Origin of the sequence: Streptomyces sp. NPDC001530, from assembly GCF_042894545.1 — a bacterium.
In the GTDB taxonomy this organism is placed as follows: Bacteria; Actinomycetota; Actinomycetes; order Streptomycetales; family Streptomycetaceae; genus Streptomyces.
Map to the genome: position 1 here is coordinate 16,695 of NZ_JBIAVS010000033.1, position 20,901 is coordinate 37,595.

A 20,901-nucleotide genomic window follows, 5' to 3' on the forward strand; every position below is an offset into this window, starting at 1 on the left:
CGCGGATACCGGAACGGAATATTCCGTTCCCACAGGCTTTTCCGGCTCTCGATCAGGCCTGGCAGACTGGCCAGCCAAGGCGCAAATGCGCGGCGCGAGGGGATCCACACAAGGAGATCCAGATGTCCATGGCAGGGAATCTGCGGAAGGTCACGGCCCTCGGCGCGGTCGGCGGCCTCCGCAAGGTGGCGCAGCTGACACGGCGGCGCGCCCGTGTCGACCTGAGTCACCCCGCCCGGTCTCCGCTGGGCTCCGCGGTGGTGAACTGCGTGGCGTACCAGGACGGCGGCCGAGTCCCCGGCGGCCGCGATCTGGTCGACACCGTGGAGCGGATCCGCAAGAGCGACGAGGGGTTCGTCTGGCTCGGACTGCACGAGCCGACGGAGCGGGAGTTCGCCGGCATCGCCGAGCTCTTCGACCTGCACCCGCTGGCCGTCGAGGACGCGGTGGAGGCCCATCAGCGCCCGAAGCTGGAGCGGTACGGCGAGACGCTGTTCGCGGTGTTCAAGACGGTCTGCTACGTCGAGCACAAGGAACTGACGGCGACCAGCGAGGTGGTGAACACCGGCGAGATCATGGTCTTCGTCGGCCCCGACTTCGTCATCACCGTGCGGCACGGACGGCACGGGTCCCTCGGCCCGTTGCGCGAGGAGCTGGAGGCCGATCCGCAACAGCTCATCAAGGGGCCGGCCGCGGTACTGCACGCGATCGCGGACCATGTGGTCGACGACTATGTGAATGTCACGGACTCGGTCCAGGCGGACATCGACCAGGTCGAGGCCGACGTCTTCGCCGAGAACGGCGCACGGGCCGACGCGGGGCGCATCTACCAGCTCAAGCGTGAACTCCTCGAGCTGAAGCGGGCCGTGGTCCCGCTCGCTCGTCCGGTCCAGGAGCTGTCCACCCGGCCGATACGGGTGGTCGACCCGGAGATACAGGCCTACTTCCGGGACGTCTCCGACCATCTGCTGCGGGTCACCGAGCAGATCGCCTCCTTCGACGAACTGCTCAACTCCATCCTGCAGGCGCACCTCGCGCAGGTGACGGTGGCGCAGAACGAGGACATGCGGAAGATCACGGCGTGGGCCGCGGTCATCGCCGTGCCGACGATGGTCTGCGGGGTGTACGGCATGAACTTCGACAACATGCCGGAACTGCACTGGAGGTTCGGCTACCCCATCGTCATAGGCGTGATATCCACTGCCTGCCTCGTCCTGTACCGGGGATTCAGGCGCAACGGCTGGCTCTGAGACGCCTCCCGCCCGGCACGGCCGGCCGGACGAGAGCGCGCACTCGGGAACGGCTGGAAGGGGTAACGGGGACAGATCCAAAGGATCGGCGAGCTAGCTCCTCGCGTAGACGCTCTCGACCCAGGCGGCGAGTTGTTCGTCCGTCAGGTGCCGGGCCAGGTCGGCTTCGCTGATCATGCCGACCAGCCGCTTGTTCTCGATCACGGGAAGCCGGCGGATCTGGTGCCCCTTCATCTCCTGGAGCACCTCGCCGACGTCGGCGCCCGCGTCGATCCAGCGCGGTGTGCCCTGGGCCATCTCGCCCGCGGTGACCCGTGCCGGGTCGTGGCCCATGGCCACGCAGCCGACGACGATGTCGCGGTCGGTGAGGATGCCGCAGAGCCGCTCGTTCTCGTCACTGATGGGCAGGGCGCCCACGTTGAGCTCACGCATGAGCTGGGCGGCGCGGTCCAGGGTCTCGTGGGCGGGAATCCACTGGGCACCACGGTGCATGATGTCTCCGGCGGTGGTCATGAAGTACCTCCCGGTGCCGGACGGCCGGCGCGGCGCGGAACACACCGCTAGTCCCGGCGCCCTACATTCTTGCCGCGTCCCCGGGGATACGCACCCGGAAGTTCGCAGTTACCGGGGGTTGCCCGCCACACGCCGCCCGGGTCAGGCCGAGAATCCGACGATCTTCTGCGGGACGACGCGGATGATCACGCGGACCTCGTCGCCCTTCTCCGCCGGAGGGTCGATGCCGAGGTACTTGTGCGAGAGCTCGTACGGCAGGCGCTTGGCGTGGTCGGGGAGGATCTCGGCGGTGCCGCGGATCTCGACCGAGGTGTAGGGGTTGGCGAGGTCGAAGACCGAGAGGCTGATGCGGGGGTCCCGCTGGAGGTTGCGCACCTTCTGGCGTCCGGCGGTCGAGGAGAAGAGGACGGTGTCGCCCTCGCGTTTGATCCAGACCACCGAGTTCTGGGGAGCGCCGCCGGGACCGAGGGTGGCGACGCTGGCGAAGTTCTTGCCGTCGAGGAGGCTGCGAACGGAGTCGTCGAAAGAGGCCGCTTTGTCGGCGGGGATCGTCATGAACACAGACTAACTACATGCACACGCATACAAAAGCTCTGGGGGTCGGCATTTTTGATCAGCCGTTCCACGCCGGGTGGCGGGGATCGTCGGCACGCACCAGGACGTCGGCCGTGCCGCCCGGGTCCACCTCGGTCTCGTAGCGCTCGAAGGCGGGGAGGGTCCAGTGCTCGGCCTCGGGGGTACGGCGGCGGAGGGCCCCCGGGGAGAGGAGCACGTGGACGCTGAGGTCGAAGGGGAACCAGTGGCGCAGAAGGAGGGGGCCATGCAGCAACAGGATGCCGCCGGGCGGGAGTTGGACGTAGGGGCTGCGGGTGGCCCGGTCGGTGGCCGGGTCCCAGAGGTCGGGCAGGACACGGCCGTTGCCGCCTGCTTCGAGGGGGCCGAAGACCTCGCGCCAGAGGGCGCCTGTGTCGAACCAGCCGTCGTAGTAGGCATCGACGTCCTGGTGGCCGTATTCGAACCGGAGCGACGCGGGGCGCAGGAAGCCCTCCGTACCGACGACGAGCGAGGACCGGCCTCGTATGCGCAGCGCTTCGGAGACGCGGTGCGCCAGGTCGCCGGGGCGGGCGGCCGGGGCTCCGTCGAAGGCGATGCGCGGCCAGGGGCTGCCGTCGTCCGGCTTCAGGTCGAGCAGACGCTCGGCGAGGAGGTCGCCGAGCCGTTCCCAGGTGATCGCTTCGAGTCGCACAGGGCCCATGATGCCGCGACCACAAGGCGTTCTCGTGGGCGTGCCGGGCCGCGAGGACTTCGGGAGGCTCACCTCCGGCTGCCCCTGAGGGCGCCTCTCGATGGCGGCTCTCGTCAGGACGGCGGATCTCTGACCGCTACCGACGCGGGTCACCGACAACGGCTGTCGACGACGGCACCCGCGCGTGGATCCCGGGGGCGTAGATCCCGGGGCGGACAGGGGAATGAACCGCGTATGGCACCGATCGCAACTCCCCCGCATCACACCGGACTTCTTGTCATCCAGCCGCTCAAGAAGCGGCACTGCGCCGAGTGCCGGACCGGGCCGCTGGCGCTGCTGGTACTGGAGGAGGGGGCGCCGCGGTGTCTGGACTGCGCGGATCTGGGCCATCTGGTGTTCCTGCCGCGCGGCGACACGGCGCTGACGCGGAGGTCGCGGGAGGGCAGTGCGCTGTCGGCGGTGGTGGTGCGGTTCAACCGGCGGCGGAGTCGGTACGAGCGGCAGGGCCTCCTCGTCGAGGAGGCGGCGCTCGCCCGGGCCGAGGAGCGGTGCCTGGCGGACGCGGAGGCGCGGCGGCGGCGCCGGGGGCGGGACGCGCGGCGGCGGGAGGCGGAGGACCTGCGGTTCACGGACGCGTTCGCTCGGGAGATACGCCGGTTGTTTCCCTGCTGCCCGGACGACCGGGCGCGGGCGATCGCCGTGCACGCCTCGGTGCGCGGCAGCGGGCGGGTGGGGCGCAGTGCCGCGGGCCGTGCGCTGTCCGAGGCCGCGGTGACCTCGGCGGTCCGCGCCGCCGTACGGCATACGGATACGCCGTACGACCAGTTGCTGATGAGCGGTGTGCCGCGGCATGAGGCGCGGCGGCGGATCGCCGAGGCGGTGGAGGCCACGCTGCGCGAGTGGCACGCCGGGCGGGAGCCGACGTGACCGAGGCGTTGGCGGGGCCGAGGCGATCGACGTGACCGGGGCGTCGGCGTGGCCGAGGCGATCGACGTGACCGGGGCGTCGGCGTGGCCGAGGCGATCAGCGTGACCGGGGCTGAAAGCCAAACGCAGGACGGGCTGAAAGGGCACCCACGCCGACGTGAACGAGGCGACCGGCGTGGCCAAGGCGATCGACGTGACCGGGGCGTTGGCGGGGCCGAGGCGATCAGGGTGACCGGGGCGTCGGCGTGGCCGAGGCGATCGGCGTGACGGGGGCATCAGCATGGCGGGGGCGCCGGGCCGAGCCGGTCGCCCAGCCCGGCACAGGCATGTGTGCACGCCTGCGTGCACACCTTCCCGGGCTCACATACGCCCGCCCGTGTGCACAGCCCCGCCAGGACACTCCCTGGACGTCCCGGACGCCCCCGAACACCTCCCGAACACCCCGCCTGGACGCTCGCGTATGTGCCCGCGCCCCTCGGCCATGGTCACTGTGCTCGTACAGGATTTCACTTGTGGTGACGGTGGACGCCGTGCAGGATCTTTGACTTCGGGGAGCGACGCGGGAGTAGTCATGATCGATGGGCCGTATTTCGTGCTGACGCTGTTGGGCGTGCTCGGCTGCGGGCTGGTGGCCGGGGTGTTCTGCGGGTTCTCGACGTTCGTGATGAGGGGGATCGCCGAGCTGCCGCCCGCGCAGGGGGTCGCCGCGATGAACGCGATCAATGTGGCCGCGTTGCGCCCGGCGTTCATGCTGGTCTTCGTCGGGTCGGCGGGGCTGTGCGCGGTGCTCGCGGTGGTGACGTTCGTGCTGTTGCCGGACGACGGGGCGGTGGAGCTGCTGCTGGGCAGCGCGCTGTATCTGGTCGGGTCGTTCGGGGTGACGGTCGTCGCGAACGTGCCGCGCAACGAGGCGCTGCTCAAGATGGAGCCCGGGACGCCGGAGACCGCCGTGTACTGGCGTACGTACGTGCGTGAGTGGACGATGTGGAACCACGTCCGCACGGTCGCGTCGGCCGCCGCGGCGGTCGCCTACACGCTGGCGCTCACCTGAGCAGCGCCCGAGCCGCCCCAGAGCGGCGAGCGGCGAGCGGCGAGCGGCGAGCGGCGAGCGGCCAACGACAAGGCCCGCGGAAGCGGCCCCTCACCTGAGCGGCGTGGCCCGAGCGGGCGACGTATCGTGGCGGGAAAGGAGTGCCGCCCGACGGCCGTGGGTCCATGACGTCCGACGGCCGCGCGGTTCCGTGCCCGTCGCGTACGCAAGGGAGACGGCCATGGCCGATCCCAAGGGATTCATGACCACACCGCGCGAGGAGTACCCGCGCCGGCCCGTCGAGGAACGCGTGCGGGACTGGAACGAGGTGTACGTCCCCGGGGCGCTGCTGCCGATCATCAACAGGCAGGCCGACCGCTGCATGGACTGCGGAATCCCGTTCTGCCACGACGCCTGTCCGCTGGGCAATCTGATCCCCGAGTGGAACGACCTCGTCTCGCGGGACGACTGGCGGGCGGCGAGCGACCGGCTGCACGCCACGAACAACTTCCCCGAGTTCACCGGACGGCTGTGTCCAGCGCCCTGCGAGGCGGGCTGCGTCCTCGCGATCAATCAGCCCGCGGTCACCATCAAGAACGTCGAAGTGGCCATCGCCGACCGCGCCTGGGAGGACGGTTTCACGCCACCGCGCCCGCCTGACCGGCTCTCCGGACGGACCGTCGCGGTGATCGGGTCGGGGCCCACCGGGCTCGCCGCCGCGCAGCAGTTGACGCGGGCCGGGCACACCGTCGCGGTGTACGAGCGGGCCGACCGGATCGGCGGACTGCTGCGGTACGGGATTCCCGCGTTCAAGATGGAGAAGCGGCACCTGGACCGGCGGCTCGATCAAATGCGGGCGGAGGGAACCAAGTTCCGTACGTCGACGGCGATCGGCACGGACATCCGCGCCGACGAGCTGAAGGCACGCTACGACGCGGTGATACTCGCCGTCGGCGCCACGGCCTGGCGTGAACTGGACGTTCCCGGGCGGGAGTTGGCCGGTATTCATCAGGCGATGGAGTATCTGCCGCTGGCCGACCGGGTGTGCGAAGGGGATCTGGAGGTCTCGCCGCTCTCCGCGGCCGGCAAGCATGTCGTGATCGTCGGCGGCGGTGACACCGGCGCCGACTGTCTGGGGACGGCGGTGCGGGAGGGCGCGGCGTCCGTGACCCAGTTGGACATCTATCCGCAGCCGGAGGCGGAGCGCGACGAGGACGCCGAGCCGTGGCCGACGTATCCAAAGATCTACCGGCTCTCGGCCGCGCACGAGGAGGCCGGCGTGCTGGAGACGGCGCCCGCGGCGGACGCGGACGCGCGGCTCTTCGCGGCGTCCACGCTCCGCTTCACCGGGGACGCGGACGGTCATGTGCGCTCGCTGCACCTCGTCGAGGTCGACGAGCGGCGCCGCCCGCTCCCCGGCTCCGGGCGGACCCTCCCCGCCGACCTCGTGCTGCTCGCCCTCGGCTTCTCCGGCCCCGACCGCCACGACGGCCTCATCGACCAGCTCGACCTCTCCCTCGACCCGCGCGGCACGATCGCCCGCGACGCGGACTTCGCGACCAACGTCCCCGGGGTGTTCGCCGCTGGGGACGCGGCCCGCGGCCAGTCGCTCATCGTCTGGGCCATCGCCGAGGGCCGTGCGGTCGCCGCTGCCGTGGACCGCGCCCTGACCGGGGCGTCGCGGCTCCAGGCGCCGATAGGACCGTACGACCGGCCGATGACGGTGTAGCCCATGACGGTGCAGGAGTAGGACGCTCCGAAACAGGGTGCGGACCGGACGTCCCCGGGCGAGGTGTCAGCGTCGTTCGTCCGTGCCCGCCACCTTCGCCGTCGACAGCGCCACCCGGTTCCAGGTGTTGATCGTGCAGATGAGGGCCAGGACGTGGGCCAGTTCCTGCTCGTCGAAGACCGCGGCGGCCTGCGCGTAGACGTCGTCCGGGACGCCGCCGTCGGCGACCAGGGTGACCGCCTCCGTGAGGGCGAGCGCGGCGCGCTCCTTCTCCGTGAAGAAGTGCCGGGCCTCGCGCCACACCGCGACCATGTGCAGCCGGTCCTCGCTCTCGCCGGCCTTGCGGGCGTCGTTGGTGTGCATGTGGAGGCAGTACGCGCAGTGGTTGAGGTGCGAGGCGCGGATCTGGATCAGTTCGACGAGCGCCGGGTCGAGCCCCTGGCGGGCCGCCGCGTCGAAGCCGATGAGGGCCCGGAAGACCTTCGGGGCGGACTTCGCGAAGTCGAGGCGGGCGTTTTCGGCCACAGCCGCGCCCAGGGCCTCCGCAGCAGGGGTACCGGTCGTCGTGTGCATCGTGTTCGTCGTCATGACCATGAATCTATGGGCTGGAAAGACCGGTTGTAGGGTGCATTTCCATGGCGGAATCATGGGTCAATTCTGCGCAGCGGATCGGCGCCGATCTGCACCTGGAGCTGGAGTTGTCGGGTTCGGGCGGGCGGCGGGCCGCGCTGATCCGCGCGCTGCGCGAGGCCGTGCGCGGCGGCAGGCTCGCGCCGGGCACCCGGCTGCCCCCGTACCGCTCGCTCGCCGCCGACCTGGGCGTCGCGCGCAACACCGTCGCCGACGCGTACGCCGAACTCGTCGCCGAGGGCTGGCTGACCGCCCGGCAGGGTTCGGGTACGCGGGTCGCCGAGCGCGCGGCGCTGCCGGGCGCCCCCGCGCGCGTACCCAAAAAGGCACCTCCACGCGCGCGTCGCCCCCGGCACAACCTGCGGCAGGGCACACCGGACGCGTCGTCGTTCCCGCGCGCCGCCTGGCTCGCGTCGTACCGCCGGGCCCTCCAGCAGGCGCCCAACGAGGCCTTCGGGCCCGGCGATCCGGCGGGGCGGGTCGAGCTGCGGGAGGCGCTCGCGGAGTACGTGGCACGCGCGCGTGGGGTGCGTACGGAGCCCGGACGGATCGTGATCTGCTCCGGCTTCGCGCATGCCCTGCGGCTGCTCTTCCCCCATGTCCTACGGGGCCCACTGGCCGTCGAGTCGTACGGCCTCGGCTTCCACCGCGAGTTGCTGTCGGCCGCGTCCGTACGGACCGTTCCGCTGCCGCTGGACGAAGGCGGCGCCCAGGTGGGCGAGTTGGGCCGGGAGCGGGCCGTGCTGCTCACGCCCGCGCACCAGTTCCCGACCGGTGGGCCGCTGCATCCCGAGCGGCGGGCCGCCGTGATCGACTGGGCACGCGCGCGTGGAGGGGTGATTCTGGAGGACGACTACGACGGGGAGTTCCGCTACGACCGCAAGCCCGTCGGCGCCCTACAGGGTCTGGACCCGGAGCGGGTCATCCACATCGGCTCGGTCAGCAAGAGCCTGTCGCCCGCGCTGCGGCTCGGCTGGATGGTCCTTCCGGAGCGGTACGTCGATGCCGTACTCGCGGTCAAGGGCGAACGGGAGGCGTGGGCCAGTGTGTTGGACCAGCTGGCGCTCGCCGACTTCATCGTCTCCGGGGCGTACGACCGTCACGTGCGGCGCATGCGGCAGCGGTACCGGGGGCGGCGGGACCGGCTCGTCGCCGCGCTCGCCGCGCGGGCGCCGCACATCGAGGTCACCGGGATAGCGGCCGGGCTGCACGCGGTGCTGCGACTGCCGCCCGGGACGGAGCAGTCGACGGTCAAGGCGGCGGTCTGGCAGGGCCTCGCGCTCGACGGACTCGCCGAGTTCCGGCACCCAGAGGCGATGACGGCCGCGCCGGACGGGCTGGTGGTCGGCTATGCGACGCCCGCGGAGCATGCCTATGGGGCGGCGCTCGACGCGCTGTGCGGGGTGCTGCCACCGGGCTGACCATGCGCATCGCCACTTCCCCGGCGATCCAGCTCGCGCCCGTCGCCACTTCCCCGGGCGATGTCGCCGACGCCCGTCGCCAATCCCCCGGTGATATCGCCCGCGCCCGTCGCCGCTCCCCTCCCCAAGCGATGTCGCCCACGGCCGGCGGCCGCACAGCCCCCGGCCGCACCGCTGCACACCGCACACCGCACACCGCACACCGCATGCCGCATGCCGCCCACCGCACCGGACCGACCGCCCCGCCCCCTGGCCAGAAAGTGACCTCCAACTGACATGGATCACAACGGCGGTGGGATCATTGAAGACAGGAGGCGTGTTGCCGTCGCGGCCGTGCACCGGTCGTGACAGTGACCCGCCCCCATCCTTCGTTCCGCCGTCAGGCGCAGGGCCCACCCCCGCGCGTCCCCCCTGTTGGCGGTCGGTCCTGGAGGGTGATCGATGACGACGCTCGACGAACGTCATGAAGAGGAACGTCATGAGGACGGTGGGCATGACGGGGACGATCCCGGGGGCAGGAGCGCGCTCGCCACGCGCGGCCTCGGCGCCGTCCCGCTGAGCCGGCCCACGGCCGCACTGCCCCACCTCGCGGGTTCCAAGGCCGCGCATCTCGCGCGGGCGACAGGCGCCGGGTTGCCGGTGCTTCCCGGGTTCGTGGTCCCGTACGAGGACGTCGGTGATCCCGCGGCTCTCCGGCGCGCCTGGCACCAGCTCTCCGACGGCGGCACACGCCCCCTCGTCGTCAGGTCCTCCTCACCGCAGGAGGACACCCAGGAGTCCTCCCTCGCGGGCCAGTTCGCCTCCGTGCTGGACGTACGCGGCTGGCGCGACTTCCGTACGGCGATAGGGACCGTCCTCGACTCCGCGCACCGCCCCGACGGCAGTACGGCGCCCATGGCGGTGCTCGTCCAGCCGATGCTGGTGGCCCGTGTCGGTGGCGTGCTGTTCGGGGCGGATCCCGTCGAAGGGCGGACCGACCGGATGCTGGTGAGCGCGGTGCGGGGCGGACCCGACACGCTGGTGAGTGGTGAACAGCCCGGCACGAACTACTGGTTGAGCCGATGGGGGCGGGTGCTGCGCACGGAGGCGCCACACGGATCTCCGGCAGCGAACGAGCCTCCGCTCACCTCCTCCGAGCTGGGCCGGCTGGCCCGGCTCGCGCGGCACGCCGAGCGCGTCTTCGGCGGCCCCCAGGACATCGAGTTCGGCTTCGACGAGGGCGGGCGGCTGTGGCTGTTCCAGAGCCGCCCGATCACGGCGATGGCGGCACGGCCCCCGCGCCGGGCACGGCTGCTCGGGCCGGGTCCGGTGGCGGAGACGCTGCCGGGGCAGTTGGAGCCGCTGGAGGAGGATCTGTGGCTGGCGCCCATGAACCGAGGGCTCGCCGCCGCGCTCGACATCGGGGGCAGTGCGCCCCGGCGGCAGTTGCGGAGGGTGCCGGTCGTCAGTGCGGTCGGCGGCCGCGCCGCCGCCGACCTGCGACTGCTCGGGGTCGTTCCGCCGGTGCACCGCCGACTGGCGTTCCTCAACCCGGCGCCGGGCGCCCGCCGGCTCGGCGCGGCCTGGCGGGTGGGACGGCTGACCGCGGCGCTCCCCGGTCTCGCGGTGGACCTGGTGGCGGACGTCGACCGTCGCCTCGCCGAGACCCCGGCGCCCGGCGAACTCCCCGTCCCCGCCCTCGTCTCCACCCTCCGCTGGACCCGTACGGTCCTGGTCTCCCTGCACGCACAGGAAGCCCTGGCCGGGGCTCTGCTCCCGGCGCACGGCACGGCCACGGCGGCGGGCGCGGCCCTCACGGCGCTCGCGGAAGCGCGTGCCGACGGCGTCCCCGAGGACCGCGTCGCGGTCGTCGAACCGGTGGTGCTGGCGCTCGTGCCCCCCAGCCTGCGGGGCGAGCTGCGCCTGCCGGGAGAGCGGCCCGGGGAGACACGCACCCCCAACTCCCTGTCCTACGAAGACGGTTCCGCGTCCCGCGTGGCCACGCTCCCCGAGACGCGCCGTCCTGCCTCCCTCCCGCCACGCGAAGCCCTCCGCGTCCGGATCCGCTGGGTGCAGGAGCTACAGGTCCGTCTGGTGCGCGAGGGAGCGCGCAGGCTGACCGTGCGCGGCGGGCTGAGTGACGCAGGCAGGGTGGGGCTGCTGCGGTGGGAGGAGTTCGTCGCGGCGCTGGAGGGCGGACGGCTGCCGGGCGACGTGAAGGAGCGGCTCCCGCGGGCCGTCTCCGCCCCGCTCCCCGACGCGTTCCGGCTGGCGGACGGCGGCGTGGTGGTCGCCGAACGACGAGCGGGCGGGGACGGGAGCGGACGGGGCGTGGCCGGTGGACGCGCGGCCGGCACGGCCTGGGACGGCACGGGCCCCCGCCCTCCGGACGCCATCCTCGTCGTCCGCACCCTCGACCCGGCGCTCGCGCCGCTCCTGCCCGGCCTCGCGGGGCTGGTCGCCCAGACCGGCAGTCCGCTCTCCCATCTCGCCGTGCTGGCCCGGGAGTTCGGCCTTCCCACGGTCGCCGGAGCCACCGACGCGGTACGCCGATTCCCGCCCGGCTCCCGCCTCACGCTCGACGGCACGACCGGTGACGTACAGGAGGGGGAGCCCCGATGAGGCGCGTCGCGTACCTCTTCGGGGGTGCGGCCGCCGCGGGCGCGGGCGCGTACGTCGTGATCTATCTGTACCGGTGGCAGTGGCAACGGGCCATCCTGTGCGGGGTGCTGCTGCTCGTCGTCGAGGTGATGCTGCTCGGGATCGTGCTGCTCGGACGGCTGTCGCGGATCGAGGAGCGGATGCGCGAGAGTGACCGGCGGCAACAGGACGTACTGGCCCGGCTGCGGCAGGAGCGGCAGCCGGCGGGCGACCGGTTCCGGTGGCTGGAGGACCCGAGCAGCCGGTCATACGTCTTCGTGCCCGTGCTCATGGTCACCGGCGTCCTGCTGTCCGGCCTCGCCTGGCTGGTCCAGCGGATCGCGTCGGCCACCGCGCGGCCCTCGGCCGAGCGGCGGCTCGCCGGACGCCTGGCGATCCTGGCCGCGCCCGATCCGGCCGGGACGGCCGATCTGGACGACCTGCCGCCCGTCGGCGCGCGTCGCGACCGGGGCCGGACCACCCGCCTGGCCGCCGTCGGAGTCGTCGGCGCCGTGCTGCTCACCGCGCTCGTGGGCGGGCTCGCCGAACTCACCCAGACCCGCGAGGAGCACGAGAACGACGACGAGGCGACCTCCGTGCTCGTGCAGATCGACATGCGCGGCAAGGGCATGACGGACCAGCGGCAGACCCTCGCCGCGCACCAACTCTGGGAACGCTGCCGGGACTCGACGTCCGTACCGCTGAACCGGGCCACGCTCGGCAGCCTGGGCGACGGCCTGTTCGCCGGTGTCGTACGGCCCGCGCTCACCGACCACGACCGCATGCGGCTGACCGGCTGCCTGGAGGACACCAGCGTCGACCGCGCCCACCTCACGGTCGTCGGCATCGGCGACGCGGACGCGGACGACGACTGAGCCGTACGCGCACAAGGAACTCCCCTGCCACCGCCCCGGGTTACGATGCGAACGCGCCCCTCGTCCCCGAGCATCCCGGGTCGCCCATGGCTGTCGCCTCCGCACCACTGCCCCAACTCACCCTGCCCACGGGCCGATCGCACCCGTCCCGACGATTACGCCGGACGGTCCTGCGCTCCCTCGCCGGACTCGTCCTCGGCTATCTCGCCCTGTGGGCCACCGGCGCGCTCGGCATCCTGGCGCTGTCGTACTGGGTCCGCGAGGAGACCCCGCCGCCCGCGGGAACGTACGCGGTGCGGGGCGTTCACCACTTCCAACCAGTAGGCACGGAAGGGAAGTTGTGGCGCGGCGGCGCGCCCTCGCCCGACGGGTACCGGGCACTGGCGCGCCACGGGTTCACCACCGTCGTGGACCTGCGCGCCGAGGACCTCAGCGCGGCGCAGCTCGCCGCGCCCCGCGAGGCTGGGCTCGATGTCGTACGGCTGCCCATCCGTGACGGACAGACTCCGACACCCCGCCAGGTGGAGCGCTTCCTCCAGGCGGTCGGCGAGGCGTCGGGGCCGGTGTTCGTGCACTGCGGTGCGGGGGTCGGGCGTACGGGGACGATGGCGGCGGCGTATCTCGTGCGGACCGGACAGGCGTCGCCGCCGGCGGCGGTCCGGCGTAATCTCGCGGTCGGACCGCCGTCGATCGAGCAGATCTACTACGGGCTGAGCCTCGGTCCGGGCCGCGCGGAGCAGCCACCGTTCCCGGTGGTGGCCGTGAGCCGCCTGGTGGACGCCCCACGGCGCATGTGGTCTTGGCTGTAGCCCCGCCCCAGTACTACGGCCAGCGCCCCACCGCCCCGATCAGGCCTCGCGGCCCACCGCCCCGGTCAGGCGCCTTGCGACCCACCGCCCCAGTCAGGCCTTGCGGCCCACCGCCCCGTACCCGGGAATGACCCCGTCGTCCTGCCCGGGAACCGGCTCGCCCAGCTCGGGATGCCACTGATGAGGCACCTCGATGCCCGGCTCGACCAGGTCGAGGCCCTGGAAGAAGCCGGCGAACTCGGCGCGGGAGCGTAGCGCCAGCGTGACGCCGACCGCCTTGAGCTTCTCGATCGCCGCCGCCGACTCCACCGGTGTGAAGTCGGCGGTGGCGTGGGTGATCATCAGGTAGCTGCCGGAGGGCAGTTCGGACAGGAGCCGCTCGACCAGGGCGTGCGCGCCGTCCTCGTCGGAGATGAAGTGCAGCAGCGCGACGAGGGAGAGCGCCACGGGCCGACTGAAGTCCAGGATCTTCTTCGCCCCGTCGAGGATGGCGTCCGGGTCCCGCACGTCGGCCTGCAGATACTCGGTCGCTCCGTCCTCCGTGCCGCGCAGCAAGGCAGCCGCGTGGGCCAGCACGATCGGGTCGTTGTCGCAGTACACGACGCGTGCGTCGGGCGCGATCTCCTGGGCGATCTGGTGCAGGTTGGGCTCGGTCGGGATGCCGGTGCCGATGTCCAGGAACTGCCGTACGCCGTGCTCGGCCAGCCACCGCGTGGCGCGGTGCATGAAGGCGCGATTGACCCGTGCCATCACCGGCACCCGCGGGTCGAGGGCGAGCATCTGCCGGCCCATCTCCTCGTCGACGGGGTAGTTGTCCTTGCCGCCGAGGTACCAGTCGTACATGCGCGCGGGATGGGGCTTGCTCGTGTCGATCTCGAGGGGGGTCTGGCCGGTCATGACCGTCTCCATAAGGCCGTTACGTGGTAAGTGATCAACTCAGCACCAAAATCAGGGAAGTTGGGAAAAGGAAGCACAAGTGGGTCAGGAGAGAAGGAAGTCCGCCTCCCCCGCCTTCGCCCCCTGGATGAACGCGGTCATCTCGCCGGGCGTGTAGATGAGGGCGGGGCCGTCCGGGTCCGCCGACTGGCGGACCGCGATGCGCCCGTCGGCGAGCTTCATCGCCTCCAGGCAGTTGCCGCCGTTTCCGCCGCTCCACGGCTTGAGCCAGCCCTCGCTGCCCAGTTCGCGGGCGGGCATTCCGTTGTAGATGCGCACGGTGCGTATCCGCGGCTTGATGCGTTCCATTCACAGCTCCTTGCGGAGATCCCGGAGGATCTCCTTCGTGCGATGTGCCGTAGCGGCCTGAGCCGCCATGCGGTCCATGACCTCGAGGTGGGTCGCCACCTCCGAGCGCGCGTCCAGATAGACGGCGCCGGTCAGGTACTCGCTGTAGACCATGTCCGGGAGTTCCGGCACGGCAAAGCGGAACAGCACGAAGGGCCCGTACGTGCCGGGGTGCGGCCCCGAGGAGAACGGGATCACCTGCAGCGTCACGTTGGGCAGCTTCGTGGCCTGGAGCAGTTTGTCGATCTGGGCGCGCATCACCTCGGGACCACCGATGGGGCGGCGCAGGGCCGTCTCCTCCATCACGGCCCAGATCCGGGGTGCGTCCTCACGAGTGAGCAGATCCTGGCGTTGCATGCGCAGCGCCACATGTCGCTCGATGTCCTCCGGTCTGGTCTGGCCGATGGCGCCCGCCTTCAGGACGCCGCGCGCGTACTCCTCGGTCTGCAACAGCCCGGGCACGAAGTGGGGTTCGTAGGAGCGGATGAGCGCGGCCGCGCCCTCCAGGCTCACGTGCATCGAGAACCAGTCCGGCAGGATGTCGTGGAACCGCTGCCACCAGCCGGGTTTGTTGGCCTCCTCGGCCAGTTGGACGAAGGCCTCGGCCTCCTCGTCACCGACGCCGTACGACTTCAGCAGCAGTTGGAGGTAGGGAATTTTGAGGGAGACCTCGGCCATCTCCATACGGCGGACCGTGGCGGGCGCGACACGCAGGATGCGCGCGGCCTCCTCCCGCTTGAGACCCGCGCGTTCCCGCAGGTCCAGCAGGCGTCGGCCGAGGACGACCTGACCGACCGTCGGCGCGGACCGCGGTTCGCTCACGTCCCACCTCCACTGAGTCCGGACAGCGCGGGCGGCGCCGTGCCGGGTCTTCATCGTCCCTGTCGACTGTCCCAACTGGCGCCGCTCGACGTGCTGTTGCGAGCAGTGTGCCACGCGCCTTCACGGAGTCACACGGCACTCTGCATTTTTCAGAGTGACACTTGCCAAGTGTTCACGTCGGGGCGATAGTGGCAAGCGTGACTCCGTCCGCGCCGTTAGGAACAGACGCCGCCGAAGACCGGATCGGTCTCCGTGCCGCCACAGGGCTCCGCCCCGGCGCGGCCGCCGAACGCCGGTTCCGCTTCGAGCTGGCCGCACACCCGGGCTCCGTGGCTCAGGCAAGACGTCTGGCCCGCACCCGGCTGTCCGGCTGGGCGGTGTGCGAGGACACCTGCGACACGGCGGCCCTCGTCATCTCCGAGCTGGTCACCAACGCGATCGTGCACGCCGCCGGCGAGCGCGTCATGTGCGAACTGCACGACCGCGACGACGCGCTGCGCATAGCCGTACGTGACCAGGGATGCGCTCCGGGCGAGCCGCACCCCTCCCCGCAGCGGCCCGAGGAGGAGCACGGGAGGGGATTGCTCCTCGTCGCGGCCGTGTCCCGGGCCTGGGGGGTCCAGGACACCGGGCCCGGGCTGCTGGTCTGGGCCGAGCTGGAGCGCGCCGGGGCCGGACTCGGCCCGGACGCCGACGGACGACTCGCCCCGGACACCGACGCCCGATCGGACCTGGGCTGGAGCGCGAAGAAACCACCGGCCGACGGCCGGGGTGCCGGGACGGAGGCGTCCTGGGGAACGGGAAGCCTGGGGGTCCTCCCCCCGCTCGAGCGGAGCCGAGATGGGGGGAGGGTGTGAGGAGTACGTCGGCGGCGGGGCCTGGAGCGCAGGTCCTGAGCCTGGACACGCTGGTCCGCCTGAAGCGCGGGCAGCGCATGCCGGGGCCGCTGAGGCGTCTCCTCGTACCCGAGGGCATGACCGTGCCGCTGGGCTGCGACGCGGTGTCGGTGCCCGCCCGGTTCGGACCGCTGATGCTGCCGCGGCTGCCCCGCGTGGGCTGCGTCTACGCCGACGGGGCGCACTGGTGGTGGATCGTGCCCACCGACTCCGACGTCGCCCTGGACTGGCCGGCCCCCGCGCGCTACGCCACGGGGGCGTTCGTACCGGACGCGCCCGACGCCCCCGGGCTCATCCACAAGCCGGACGGCACCCTTCCGTACACCCCGCCGATCCCCCTCTATCTGGCCGTGTGCCGGATGACGGGGACGACACCCGTTTGGACGCGTCCGATCAGCGCGTAGGCCTCCGGCGGGGCTGGCGGGCGTGGCCGAAGTGCGCCGGTCGCCGCAATACTCCGTTGCCACCGTGGGTGGAGCCTTGCGTTCCTGGGGAAGGGTCCGTTCGTCCACTCCCGGGGGAGGCCAATGGTGGGGAAGACCGCGCGGACATCGGCGGGAACAAGGGCGGGAAAGACGGCGACGAAAACGGCGGGGAAGCAGCAGCGCGGCGACGACAAGCCGCCACCGTCCGACTCCGAACACCTGCTCTTCGGCGGCCCGCTCCGCTACGACATGGGCTGGTCCCAACACGCCGACGCATTCCTGGAGTTGAACTTCCGGGCGATGGTGACGCGGCTGCCCTCGCTGCTCGCGTCCAGCTTCGGACTCGCCTGGAAGGCGGACCGCCGCGCCGCCCGTATCGTGCTGGCCGCCGAACTGGCCCGCGGCGGAGCCCAGGCGGTCAGCCTGCTGGCGGTCAACAGCGTCCTGGGGCGGCTGATGACGAGCGGCCCGGTCGAGGACCGGCTGCGCGGCGCGCTCCCCGCGCTGGTCACGGTCGCCGCGGTGATGCTGGTCGCCGCACTGCTGCGGGCCGCGTCGACATACGCCACCGGGCGCCTGGAGCCGAAGGTGGAGAGGGTGGCGACCGAGCTGTACCTGGAGCGGGCGGCCGCCGTCGAGCTGGCCGCGATCGAGGACGACGCCTTCCACAAGCTGCTGGACACCGCGCAGTACGGCGCCCAGTCCGCCCGGCGCATGATCACCATCGCCACCCGGGTCGTGAACGCGATGATCTCGCTGTGCGCGGCGGCGGGCGTCCTGACGGTGCTGCACCCCGCGCTGCTGCCGCTGCTCGTGACGATGACGCTGCCGAGCGCCTGGAGCGCGCTGACGATCGCCCGGCGCCGCTACGAGTCGTTCCACACCTGGGTGCAGCACGCCCGCGCCGGGCATCTGATCAGCAGCCTGCTCACCGAGCCCGCCGCGGCTCCGGAGATCCGTGTGCACGGCGTGGGGCCGTTCCTGTTACGCCACTTCCGCTCGATGTCGGAGACCGCCGAGGCGGAACAGGCGCGGCTCGCCCGGCTCTCGGCCCGTACCGGTCTGATCGCCGCCGCCTGGACGGGACTTGCCACCGTGGCGACGTACGCGACGCTCGGCGGGCTGCTGCTCGGCGGTGCGATGGCGCTCTCCGTCGCCGGCACGGCCGTGATCGCGATCCGCACCGGCTCCGCAAGCCTCGACACGCTCGTCCTGGAGGTCAACTCCCTGCACGAGGAAGCCCTGTTCGTCGGTGACTTGCAGCGCCTGTACGTCGAGGCCGCCGAGCGCGCGATCCCTGTCGGCGGCGATCCGCTCCCCGACGATCCGCGGGAAATCCGCTTCGAGAACGTCACGTTCACCTATCCGGGCACATCGACCCGGCCCGCGCTCGCGGACGTCACCCTCACGGTGCCGCTCGGCAAGATCGTGGCGCTCGTCGGCGAGAACGGATCAGGCAAGACGACCCTGGTGAAGCTGCTCGCCGGACTGTACGCGCCCGAGAGCGGCCGGATCCTGTGGGACGACGTCGACGCGGCGACCGCGGACCGGCAGCAACTCGCCGAGCGCATCGCGATGGTGGCCCAGGACTTCAAACGGTGGCCGTTCACCGCCCGCGTCAACGTCGCGGTCGGCCGCGCCTCGGCTCCACTGACGGACGAGCGGCTCGCCGCGTCGGTCGCCGAGGCCGGGGCGGAGGACGTGGTGGCGGACCTCCCACGCGGCCTGGACACCCTCCTCGCCCGCGGCTTCAGCGGCGGTCACGAGCTGTCGGGCGGGCAGTGGCAGCGTCTCGGCATCGCGCGGGCCGCATACCGGCGCGGCGCCATCCTGATCGTGGACGAACCGACGGCGGCGCTGGACGCCCGGGCCGAGCTGGAGGTCTTCGAGAAGATCAGGGCCCTGGCGGGCACCGGCCAGACGGTCATCCTCATCACGCACCGGCTGGCGTCCGTACGCCACGCCGATCTCGTGCACGTCCTCGACCAGGGCCGCCTCGTGGAGTCCGGGAGTCCGGACGAACTCCTCGCCACGGGCGGCGTCTACGCGGAGCTGTACTCACTGCAGGCCGAGCAGTTCACGACGAAGGTGCCCGCGCCGAAGGCAGGTTGACCGCGCTCAACGGCGTACGGCGACACCCGACGCGGTCACTCGACGGCGTCGGCACCTCGTACGACCACCAGGAACGCGTCCGTGGCGAGGTCCATGACGACCTCCGCGGCCTGGCCCTCCTGGCGGCGCGCCTGTGCGAACTCCTCCGCGGGCCATGAACCACGCGGCCCACCGGCGGGAAAGCGCTCCAGCACCGTTCGCCCGTTCACCCTGCACCTCCGTCTCGCGCTGTACTCGAAGAGTTAAACGCCCAGGATGGGGTGAACGGCTCGCGTAGTGACGGTACTGAGACGTAGTCGACACTTGGCCGCCGCTCCGGTGTGAGGTACCTCTCCTCCCGCTTACCTACCGTGTCAGTCCTCGTACTCGTCGTGGTAACGGATGCGCTCGCTGCCCGCGGGCGCCCCCAGCGAGGACGCGCGCCCCTTGGGCTCCTCCCACTCCTCCTGCCTCCCGAGAGCCGTGAGGTCCAGGAAGGTGGTCGTGGAGCCGAGCCCGTCGAGACCGCGTTCGTACGTGGAGTAGGTGTGGAAGACCCGGTCGCGGTCGCGCAGGAAGCAGCTCACCCCCGGACGCTCGTATGGCTCCTCGCCCGCGAAGGACGCCTGGAAGTCGTAGGTGAAGTCGCTGTCGTACGACGAGTACCACGGCACCGTCCAGCCCATGCGCGCCTTGAAGGGCAGGATCTTCGTGTAGGGAGCCCGGGACACGGCGGCGAACTCGGTCCCGCGGGCGCGCAGATGCGCGAGGTGCCCGATCTGGTCGAGGAACGCCGAGCAGTTGCGGCAGCCCGCGTCCCACTCCGGCGCGAACATGAAGTAGTAGACGACGAGTTGGTGCCGCCCCGCGAAGAGGTCGAGCAGCGTCGCCTTCCCGTCGCCGCCCTCGAACACGTACTCCTTGTCGATCTCGACCATCGGCAGCGCGCGCCGCTCCGCGTTGAGCGCGTCACGCGCGCGCGTGGCGGCCTTCTCCTTGACCAGCAGTTCCTCGCGCGCGGCACGCCACTGCTCGCGCGAGACGATCTGCGGAAGCGTCATGTGCTCCTCCTACGGATCGGTGCCTTGTGTGTGGTGACCGGCCGCAGAAGCAGAACTCATCGGCTTATCGCCGAGATTTTCTCTCAGTACCTCACCAGAACATCTCAGTACGTCACGGGAAGCGCGAGCAGGCCGCGGGCGCGCAGGGAGGGCCGCCACCGCAGCTCGGCCGGGTCGGCGTCGAGTGCGAGGTCCGGGAGGCGTTCCAGGAGGGCGGCCAGGGCGATCTCCGTCTCCAGACGGGCCAGCGGCCCGCCGAGGCAGTAGTGGATGCCGTGGCCGAGCGCGAGATGGCCGGAGGCGTCCCGGTCGAGGTCGAGGCGCTCGGGGTCGGGGAAGCGGCGCGGGTCGCGGTTGGCGGCGGACAGGGACAGCAGGACGGTCTCGCCCGCGGGCACGACGACCCCGCCGATCGTCACGTCCTCGACGGGGAAGCGCCGGATGGCGAGCAGCGCGGGACCCTCGAAGCGCGCGAACTCCTCGATAGCGGCGGGGAGTTGTGCGGGATCGGTCAGCCGGCCGGGGTGGGTGAGCAGCCCCAGGACGGCGTTTCCGATGAGCTGCACCGTGTTCTCGTAGCCGGCGAAGAGGATGAGGAAGGCGAGCGACATCAACTCGTCCTCGGTGAGCCGGTCGTCGTCCTCGTCACGTATCGCGATCAGGTCGGAGAGCAGATCGTCCGCGGGCTTCTCGCGCTTGGCCGTGAGGAGCCCGGTGAAGAACCCGAGCATCGCCACGATCGCCTCCTTCGCCGCCCCGGGGCGCGCCGGGTCGGGTGCGACGAGCGCGTCGGTCCAGGCCCGGAAGTCCCGCCGGTGCTCGTCCGGAACGCCGAGCAGGTCGCAGATGACGGCGATCGGCAGAGGCGCGGCGTACGAGGCGATCAGATCCGTACGGCCGTGCGGGCCGAGCGCGTCGAGGAGTCGGTCGGCGGTCTCCCGTACGGGCACCCGCAGTTGCTCGACACGGCGCGGCGTGAAGGCCCGACCGACGAGGCGCCGGATGCGGGTGTGGTCGGGCGGGTCCATGTTCAGAAGGTTGGCGTCGAGGGCCGGCGGAAGGGCGAAGCCCTGGTAACTCCCGGGCAGCGCATGCCTCTTGTGCAGAGAGAGCCGGGGGTTCGCGAGGGCTTCGCGTACGTCGTCGTACCGCGTGACCAGCCAGGCCGGGTTGCCGTCGGGGCCGGCGATCCGGTGGACGGGCGCGGTGTCGCGGAGGCGGTCGTAGACGGCGTACGGGTGGTCGATGAGGCCTTCGGCGGGGTCCATGGCCTC

At 71.8% G+C, this 20,901-nt stretch carries 21 protein-coding genes; 11 read left to right on the forward strand and 10 right to left on the reverse strand.

Annotated features, from left to right (window positions below; translation table 11 throughout):
* Nucleotides 1–122 precede the first annotated feature (122 nt).
* Nucleotides 123–1,250, forward strand: coding sequence for a magnesium and cobalt transport protein CorA (locus ACFY0T_RS44325; protein WP_388884217.1), 1,128 nt, complete (start codon nucleotides 123–125; stop codon nucleotides 1,248–1,250).
* A gap of 93 nt (nucleotides 1,251–1,343) precedes the next feature.
* On the opposite strand, the gene ACFY0T_RS44330 is transcribed toward ACFY0T_RS44325, so the two are convergent.
* The 3 genes from ACFY0T_RS44330 to ACFY0T_RS44340 form a co-directional block, all read right to left on the reverse strand.
* Nucleotides 1,344–1,763, reverse strand: coding sequence for a CBS domain-containing protein (locus tag ACFY0T_RS44330; RefSeq protein WP_388884218.1), 420 nt, complete (start codon nucleotides 1,761–1,763; stop codon nucleotides 1,344–1,346).
* Between the two features lie 141 nt (nucleotides 1,764–1,904).
* Nucleotides 1,905–2,318, reverse strand: a complete 414-nt coding sequence (locus ACFY0T_RS44335; protein ID WP_388884219.1) for a PPOX class F420-dependent oxidoreductase — start codon at nucleotides 2,316–2,318, stop codon at nucleotides 1,905–1,907.
* A gap of 58 nt (nucleotides 2,319–2,376) precedes the next feature.
* Nucleotides 2,377–3,018 (reverse strand): uridine kinase, encoded by a 642-nt coding sequence (locus ACFY0T_RS44340; protein WP_388884220.1) that lies wholly within the window; start codon nucleotides 3,016–3,018, stop codon nucleotides 2,377–2,379.
* A 225-nt stretch (nucleotides 3,019–3,243) separates the two neighbouring features.
* On the opposite strand from ACFY0T_RS44340, the gene ACFY0T_RS44345 reads away from it, so the two are divergent.
* From ACFY0T_RS44345 to ACFY0T_RS44355, 3 genes are all read left to right on the forward strand, one after another.
* Entirely contained in the window at nucleotides 3,244–3,936 is a 693-nt protein-coding gene (locus ACFY0T_RS44345) for a DUF2293 domain-containing protein (protein WP_388884221.1), read from the forward strand.
* A 570-nt stretch (nucleotides 3,937–4,506) separates the two neighbouring features.
* On the forward strand, nucleotides 4,507–4,986 hold the full coding sequence (locus ACFY0T_RS44350; protein ID WP_388884222.1) for a DUF1772 domain-containing protein: 480 nt from the start codon (nucleotides 4,507–4,509) through the stop codon (nucleotides 4,984–4,986).
* Nucleotides 4,987–5,206: 220 nt separating this feature from the next.
* Entirely contained in the window at nucleotides 5,207–6,694 is a 1,488-nt protein-coding gene (locus ACFY0T_RS44355; protein WP_388884223.1) for a glutamate synthase subunit beta, read from the forward strand.
* Nucleotides 6,695–6,760: 66 nt separating this feature from the next.
* On the opposite strand, the gene ACFY0T_RS44360 is transcribed toward ACFY0T_RS44355, so the two are convergent.
* Complete coding sequence (locus ACFY0T_RS44360; protein ID WP_388884224.1) at nucleotides 6,761–7,282, reverse strand: carboxymuconolactone decarboxylase family protein; 522 nt, start codon at nucleotides 7,280–7,282, stop codon at nucleotides 6,761–6,763.
* A gap of 47 nt (nucleotides 7,283–7,329) precedes the next feature.
* Here ACFY0T_RS44360 and ACFY0T_RS44365 point away from each other — a divergent pair, with 47 nt between their 5' ends.
* The 4 genes from ACFY0T_RS44365 (at nucleotide 7,330) to ACFY0T_RS44380 (ending at nucleotide 13,048) form a co-directional block, all read left to right on the forward strand.
* On the forward strand, nucleotides 7,330–8,745 hold the full coding sequence (locus ACFY0T_RS44365) for a PLP-dependent aminotransferase family protein (RefSeq protein ID WP_388884225.1): 1,416 nt from the start codon (nucleotides 7,330–7,332) through the stop codon (nucleotides 8,743–8,745).
* 441 nt (nucleotides 8,746–9,186) lie between these two features.
* Nucleotides 9,187–11,346 carry a PEP/pyruvate-binding domain-containing protein gene (locus tag ACFY0T_RS44370; protein ID WP_388884226.1) on the forward strand — a complete coding sequence of 720 codons (2,160 nt, stop codon included), beginning with the start codon at nucleotides 9,187–9,189 and terminating at the stop codon, nucleotides 11,344–11,346.
* Nucleotides 11,343–12,239 (forward strand): hypothetical protein, encoded by an 897-nt coding sequence (locus ACFY0T_RS44375; protein WP_388884227.1) that lies wholly within the window; start codon nucleotides 11,343–11,345, stop codon nucleotides 12,237–12,239. The genes ACFY0T_RS44370 and ACFY0T_RS44375 overlap by 4 nt, the downstream gene beginning before the upstream one ends.
* An 86-nt stretch (nucleotides 12,240–12,325) precedes the next feature.
* Nucleotides 12,326–13,048 (forward strand): dual specificity protein phosphatase family protein, encoded by a 723-nt coding sequence (locus ACFY0T_RS44380; protein WP_388884228.1) that lies wholly within the window; start codon nucleotides 12,326–12,328, stop codon nucleotides 13,046–13,048.
* A gap of 93 nt (nucleotides 13,049–13,141) precedes the next feature.
* Here ACFY0T_RS44380 and ACFY0T_RS44385 read toward each other — a convergent pair whose 3' ends face one another.
* The 3 genes from ACFY0T_RS44385 to ACFY0T_RS44395 form a co-directional block, all read right to left on the reverse strand.
* A complete protein-coding gene (locus tag ACFY0T_RS44385; RefSeq protein ID WP_388884229.1) occupies nucleotides 13,142–13,945 on the reverse strand; it encodes an SAM-dependent methyltransferase in 804 nt (267 codons plus the stop codon).
* Between the two features lie 84 nt (nucleotides 13,946–14,029).
* Nucleotides 14,030–14,293 (reverse strand): DUF397 domain-containing protein, encoded by a 264-nt coding sequence (locus tag ACFY0T_RS44390; protein WP_388884230.1) that lies wholly within the window; start codon nucleotides 14,291–14,293, stop codon nucleotides 14,030–14,032.
* On the reverse strand, nucleotides 14,294–15,154 hold the full coding sequence (locus ACFY0T_RS44395) for a helix-turn-helix domain-containing protein (RefSeq protein ID WP_388884231.1): 861 nt from the start codon (nucleotides 15,152–15,154) through the stop codon (nucleotides 14,294–14,296). It abuts the gene before it with no gap.
* Between the two features lie 188 nt (nucleotides 15,155–15,342).
* Here ACFY0T_RS44395 and ACFY0T_RS44400 point away from each other — a divergent pair, with 188 nt between their 5' ends.
* The 3 genes from ACFY0T_RS44400 (at nucleotide 15,343) to ACFY0T_RS44410 (ending at nucleotide 18,587) form a co-directional block, all read left to right on the forward strand.
* Complete coding sequence (locus ACFY0T_RS44400; protein ID WP_388884232.1) at nucleotides 15,343–16,011, forward strand: ATP-binding protein; 669 nt, start codon at nucleotides 15,343–15,345, stop codon at nucleotides 16,009–16,011.
* 77 nt (nucleotides 16,012–16,088) lie between these two features.
* On the forward strand, nucleotides 16,089–16,454 hold the full coding sequence (locus ACFY0T_RS44405) for a hypothetical protein (RefSeq protein WP_388884280.1): 366 nt from the start codon (nucleotides 16,089–16,091) through the stop codon (nucleotides 16,452–16,454).
* 270 nt (nucleotides 16,455–16,724) lie between these two features.
* Nucleotides 16,725–18,587, forward strand: coding sequence for an ABC transporter ATP-binding protein (locus ACFY0T_RS44410; RefSeq protein WP_388884281.1), 1,863 nt, complete (start codon nucleotides 16,725–16,727; stop codon nucleotides 18,585–18,587).
* 35 nt (nucleotides 18,588–18,622) lie between these two features.
* Here the strand turns inward: ACFY0T_RS44410 and ACFY0T_RS44415 are convergent, their stop codons facing one another.
* The 3 genes from ACFY0T_RS44415 to ACFY0T_RS44425 form a co-directional block, all read right to left on the reverse strand.
* Nucleotides 18,623–18,796, reverse strand: a complete 174-nt coding sequence (locus tag ACFY0T_RS44415) for a hypothetical protein (RefSeq protein WP_388884233.1) — start codon at nucleotides 18,794–18,796, stop codon at nucleotides 18,623–18,625.
* A 144-nt stretch (nucleotides 18,797–18,940) separates the two neighbouring features.
* Nucleotides 18,941–19,627 (reverse strand): DUF899 domain-containing protein, encoded by a 687-nt coding sequence (locus ACFY0T_RS44420; protein WP_388884234.1) that lies wholly within the window; start codon nucleotides 19,625–19,627, stop codon nucleotides 18,941–18,943.
* 104 nt (nucleotides 19,628–19,731) lie between these two features.
* Nucleotides 19,732–20,895: a cytochrome P450 gene (locus ACFY0T_RS44425; protein WP_388884235.1), complete on the reverse strand. Its 1,164-nt coding sequence runs from the start codon at nucleotides 20,893–20,895 to the stop codon at nucleotides 19,732–19,734.
* Between the last annotated feature and the right edge of the window lie 6 nt (nucleotides 20,896–20,901).

What these genes read in the sequence shown, in the direction of transcription:
- ACFY0T_RS44355 (WP_388884223.1), top strand. Translation starts at nt 5,207, where the DNA reads ATGGCCGATCCCAAGGGATTCATGACCACACCGCGCGAGGAGTACCCG.
- ACFY0T_RS44370 (WP_388884226.1), top strand. Translation starts at nt 9,187, where the DNA reads ATGACGACGCTCGACGAACGTCATGAAGAGGAACGTCATGAGGACGGT.
- ACFY0T_RS44385 (WP_388884229.1), bottom strand. Translation starts at nt 13,945, where the DNA reads ATGACCGGCCAGACCCCCCTCGAGATCGACACGAGCAAGCCCCATCCC.
- ACFY0T_RS44410 (WP_388884281.1), top strand. Translation starts at nt 16,725, where the DNA reads ATGGGCTGGTCCCAACACGCCGACGCATTCCTGGAGTTGAACTTCCGG.
- ACFY0T_RS44330 (WP_388884218.1), bottom strand. Translation starts at nt 1,763, where the DNA reads ATGACCACCGCCGGAGACATCATGCACCGTGGTGCCCAGTGGATTCCC.
- ACFY0T_RS44405 (WP_388884280.1), top strand. Translation starts at nt 16,089, where the DNA reads ATGCCGGGGCCGCTGAGGCGTCTCCTCGTACCCGAGGGCATGACCGTG.
- ACFY0T_RS44420 (WP_388884234.1), bottom strand. Translation starts at nt 19,627, where the DNA reads ATGACGCTTCCGCAGATCGTCTCGCGCGAGCAGTGGCGTGCCGCGCGC.
- ACFY0T_RS44425 (WP_388884235.1), bottom strand. Translation starts at nt 20,895, where the DNA reads ATGGACCCCGCCGAAGGCCTCATCGACCACCCGTACGCCGTCTACGAC.
- ACFY0T_RS44325 (WP_388884217.1), top strand. Translation starts at nt 123, where the DNA reads ATGTCCATGGCAGGGAATCTGCGGAAGGTCACGGCCCTCGGCGCGGTC.
- ACFY0T_RS44360 (WP_388884224.1), bottom strand. Translation starts at nt 7,282, where the DNA reads ATGACGACGAACACGATGCACACGACGACCGGTACCCCTGCTGCGGAG.
- ACFY0T_RS44345 (WP_388884221.1), top strand. Translation starts at nt 3,244, where the DNA reads ATGGCACCGATCGCAACTCCCCCGCATCACACCGGACTTCTTGTCATC.
- ACFY0T_RS44350 (WP_388884222.1), top strand. Translation starts at nt 4,507, where the DNA reads ATGATCGATGGGCCGTATTTCGTGCTGACGCTGTTGGGCGTGCTCGGC.
- ACFY0T_RS44340 (WP_388884220.1), bottom strand. Translation starts at nt 3,018, where the DNA reads ATGGGCCCTGTGCGACTCGAAGCGATCACCTGGGAACGGCTCGGCGAC.
- ACFY0T_RS44335 (WP_388884219.1), bottom strand. Translation starts at nt 2,318, where the DNA reads ATGACGATCCCCGCCGACAAAGCGGCCTCTTTCGACGACTCCGTTCGC.
- ACFY0T_RS44390 (WP_388884230.1), bottom strand. Translation starts at nt 14,293, where the DNA reads ATGGAACGCATCAAGCCGCGGATACGCACCGTGCGCATCTACAACGGA.
- ACFY0T_RS44380 (WP_388884228.1), top strand. Translation starts at nt 12,326, where the DNA reads ATGGCTGTCGCCTCCGCACCACTGCCCCAACTCACCCTGCCCACGGGC.
- ACFY0T_RS44365 (WP_388884225.1), top strand. Translation starts at nt 7,330, where the DNA reads ATGGCGGAATCATGGGTCAATTCTGCGCAGCGGATCGGCGCCGATCTG.
- ACFY0T_RS44375 (WP_388884227.1), top strand. Translation starts at nt 11,343, where the DNA reads ATGAGGCGCGTCGCGTACCTCTTCGGGGGTGCGGCCGCCGCGGGCGCG.